The 4,125-nt window shown below is 72.6% G+C and carries 2 protein-coding genes; both read left to right on the top strand.

The features are described 5' to 3' along the window. Positions 1-603 precede the first annotated feature (603 nt). A complete protein-coding gene (locus tag AE652_RS36690; RefSeq protein WP_049659423.1) occupies positions 604-2,532 on the top strand; it encodes a TIGR03960 family B12-binding radical SAM protein in 1,929 nt (642 codons plus the stop codon). A gap of 231 nt (positions 2,533-2,763) precedes the next feature. Beyond that, positions 2,764-3,564, top strand: coding sequence for a TIGR03936 family radical SAM-associated protein (locus AE652_RS36685; RefSeq protein WP_049659422.1), 801 nt, complete (start codon positions 2,764-2,766; stop codon positions 3,562-3,564). Positions 3,565-4,125: the final 561 nt, after the last annotated feature.

Genomic DNA, 4,125 nt, shown 5'->3' with positions numbered 1-4,125 from the left:
GGTGTCGAGGGTCCGGAGCGGGCGGATCCGCCGACCGGTGTCGGTCATGGTTCTCCTTGCGCCGGTCGTACGGCCGCCGGGGCGCGGGCGTGCGGGTGCGCCGCCGGGCACGGCGTGCGGGCGGGGGGACGGGGGAGGGGGACGGGGCTGGGCGTGGCACCGCGGGCCGGGAACGGCGGCCGTGCGGGGACGGACGGGGCCGTCCGGGGGCGGCCCGTGGGGAGGGAGAGGCGTGCCGGCCGGAAAACCGACGAGGGCCGAGCGTACGACTCAACTTCCTTGTCCGGAAGGGGTGCAGATGTCTTTGGCGGAGCCCTGTCAGTACCGCACGGGCCGTCCGGGCGTGTCAACGGCGGACGGGACCGGCCGGCGGGCGCCCACCGCGCGTGCCGGGGCGGGCACCAGCGGGCACGGGAGGCCACCGGTGGGCACCGGTGGACACCGGCGGGTGCGGGCGGAGACCGGCCGTCCGGGGTCGCGCCGGAGCGCGGAGGGCCCGCGAACCGGGGCAGACGGCCCGTTCCCCGGATTGGGCTACCCTTGAGGGTCACCCCTCCCGTGCCGACTCGCGGCACCGAATCACGTCGTAAGGGTTCCTAGTACATGACTGTCGAATCGGTCTTCCCACGCCTGGAGGCCCTCCTCCCGCACGTCCAGAAGCCGATCCAGTACGTCGGCGGCGAGCTGAACTCGACCGTCAAGGACTGGGACGCCTGCGACGTCCGCTGGGCGCTGATGTACCCCGACGCCTACGAGGTCGGGCTGCCCAACCAGGGCGTCATGATCCTCTACGAGGTGCTGAACGAGCGTGAGGGTGTGCTCGCCGAGCGCACCTACAGCGTCTGGCCGGACCTCGAGGCGCTGATGCGCGAGCACGACGTCCCGCAGTTCACCGTGGACGCCCACCGCCCGGTGAAGGCCTTCGACGTGTTCGGCCTGTCGTTCTCCACCGAGCTCGGCTACACGAACATGCTGACCGCGCTCGACCTGGCCGGCATCCCGCTGGAGGCCAAGGACCGCACCATCGACGACCCGATCGTCCTGGCCGGCGGCCACGCGGCCTTCAACCCGGAGCCGATCGCGGACTTCATCGACTGCGCCGTGGTCGGCGACGGCGAGCAGGCCGTCCTCGACATCACGGAGATCATCCGCGCCTGGAAGGCCGAGGGCCGCCCGGGCGGCCGGGACGAGCTGCTGCTGCGCCTGGCCCGCACCGGCGGGGTCTACGTCCCCAAGTTCTACGACGTGGAGTACCTGGCCGACGGCCGGATCGGCCGCGTCGTGCCGAACGCCCCCGGCGTACCGTGGCGGGTGGCCAAGCACACCGTGATGGACCTCGACGAGTGGCCGTACCCGAAGCAGCCGCTGGTCCCGCTCGCCGAGACGGTGCACGAGCGGATGTCCGTGGAGATCTTCCGCGGCTGCACCCGCGGCTGCCGCTTCTGCCAGGCCGGCATGATCACGCGCCCCGTGCGGGAGCGAAGCATCACCGGTATCGGCGAGATGGTGGAGCGCGGGCTCAAGGCGACCGGCTTCGAGGAGGTCGGCCTGCTGTCGCTGTCCAGCGCCGACCACACCGAGATCGGCGACATCGCCAAGGGCCTGGCGGACCGCTACACCGAGGACAAGATCGGCCTGTCGCTGCCGTCCACCCGCGTCGACGCCTTCAACATCGACCTCGCCAACGAGCTGTCCCGCAACGGGCGCCGCTCGGGCCTCACCTTCGCCCCCGAGGGCGGCAGCGAGCGCATGCGCAAGGTCATCAACAAGATGGTGTCGGAGGAGGACCTGATCCGCACCGTCGCCACCGCGTACGGCAACGGCTGGCGCCAGGTGAAGCTGTACTTCATGTGCGGCCTGCCCACCGAGACCGACGAGGACGTGCTCCAGATCGGCGAGATGGCGAAGAACGTCATCCAGAAGGGCCGCGAGGTCACCGGCCAGAACGACATCCGCTGCACCGTCTCCATCGGCGGGTTCGTGCCCAAGCCGCACACCCCGTTCCAGTGGGCCCCGCAGCTGTCCGCCGAGGCCACCGACGCCCGCCTGGCCAAGCTGCGCGACTCCATCCGCGGCGACCGCAAGTACGGCAAGAACATCGGCTACCGCTACCACGACGGCAAGCCGGGCATCGTCGAGGGCCTGCTCTCCCGCGGCGACCGCCGGGTCGGCGCGATCATCCGCGAGGTCTACGAGGACGGCGGCCGCTTCGACGGCTGGCGCGAGTACTTCTCCTACGACCGCTGGATGGCCTGCGCCGAGAAGGGCCTGGCCGGCACCGGCGTCGACGTCGACTGGTACACCACCCGCGAGCGCACCTACGAGGAGGTGCTGCCCTGGGACCACCTGGACAGCGGCCTCGACAAGGACTGGCTCTGGGAGGACTGGCAGGACGCCCTGGAGGAGGTCGAGGTCGACGACTGCCGCTGGACCCCGTGCTTCGACTGCGGCGTGTGCCCGCAGATGGACACCCAGATCCAGATCGGCCCCACCGGCAAGAAGATGCTCCCCCTGACGGTCGTCAACAAGTAGCGCACGTCACACCCGCGACCCCCGGCCGGACGGATTCGGCCGGGGGTCGCGGCGTGCCGGGGAGCGGCGGCTGACCAGGGGCGGAGCGAGGGGGGTGGCGGGGCGCGTACCCTTTGAGGTGACAGAGTCCGGACAGTGGCGGGAAGACGCCACGCCGGACGGGGACAACTGACTAAGGACTGAGCGACCCTGGCACGCCGTACGCCCGACGGTCCGCCGCCCGCGCCGACGGTGCAGCGGATTCGTCTCCGCTACACCAAGCGCGGCCGGCTCCGCTTCACCAGCCACCGCGACTTCCAGCGCGCCTTCGAGCGCGCCCTGCGCCGGTCCGCCGTTCCGATGGCCTATTCGGCCGGCTTCACCCCGCACCCGAAGGTCTCCTACGCGAACGCGGCCCCGACCGGGGTGGCGAGCGAGGCGGAGTACCTGGAGATCGGCCTGGCCGCTGTCCGCGACCCCGAGCAGCTGCGGGCGCAGCTGGACGAGTCGCTGCCGACGGGCCTGGACGTGATCGACGCGGTCGAGGTGCGGACGCCGAACTTCGTGGAGCGCCTGGAGGCCTCCGAGTGGCTGCTCCGGCTGGACGGTGTCGAGCCCGACGCGGCCGCCGACGCGGTCGCGCGCTTCCTCGCCGCCGAGCGGGTCGAGGTCGAGCGCCGCACCAAGAACGGCCTGCGGGTCTTCGACGCGCGGGGCGCGGTGGCGGCGCTGGAAGCCGTCCCGGCCCAGGTCGAGGCCGGTGCGGACGCCGGGGCCGGAACCGACCGCGATGTTCGGACCGGCCGTCCCTGTGCGATACTGCGCCTGGTAGTACGACACGCCACACCAGCCGTACGACCCGACGACGTATTGTCCGGTCTCCGTGTGACGGCCGACCTGGCGCCGCCGGTCCCCGCAGAGGTGACCAGGCTGGCGCAGGGGCCGCTCGACGAGGAGTCCGGCACGGTGACCGACCCGCTGGCGCTCGACCGCGCAGCGGCCCCGGTCGGCTCGGAGCCGGCAGCAGGGCCGCACGCTACCGCGTCCGCCTAGCGGGGGGAGGCCGGGCCCAGTGCCTCACTGGGCCCGACGGTCCTCCAGGGTTCCCGCGGCTCCCCAGGGGAGCGAGCGTCGTCGCAGCGCAGGCCTGCCAACCGGGGCCTGCCGACCAGGAAGGTCGGCCGGTCCGGGACCCCGTCCGGGAGCCACCCGGGGTTGGGGGACGGCGCAGCTTGGGAAAACCTCAGAAGACTGGTCAGACCAGAAGACTTTCGACACCCCGCCGTGTGCGGGGCGCCGAGCGAGACTACGAGCCCCTGTGCGGCCTCGCGTCCGCGCGGCGGCACCGTTCCAAGGGTCCGGTCCAGGCATCGTCGTGATGCCGGCCGCCCAGCGGTGCCGTGCCGTGCCCGGATGCGGAGCCCGGGGGCCTGACGGGAGATCCACCCGCATGCTCGATAACACCGATCCGCAGCAGACTGCGGCCACGGAACAGAACGAAACCGCCGCGACCGGTGGTGAGGGCGCGTCCGCCGCGCCGCCGCGCCGTCGCCGCCGCGCGGTGTCCCGCCCGGCGGGTACCCCGCAGGGTGCGGCCGCCGACGCGGCCGAGAC

Origin of the sequence: Kitasatospora sp. MY 5-36 (assembly GCF_001182915.1) — a bacterium.
GTDB lineage: Bacteria > Actinomycetota > Actinomycetes > Streptomycetales > Streptomycetaceae > Kitasatospora.
The sequence above is the reverse complement of the archived record's forward strand: the minus strand, read 5'-3'. Positions and strand labels throughout refer to the sequence as shown.

Coding starts and splice junctions, on each gene's coding strand:
- AE652_RS36690 (WP_049659423.1), top strand. CDS start 604: ATGACTGTCGAATCGGTCTTCCCACGCCTGGAGGCCCTCCTCCCGCAC.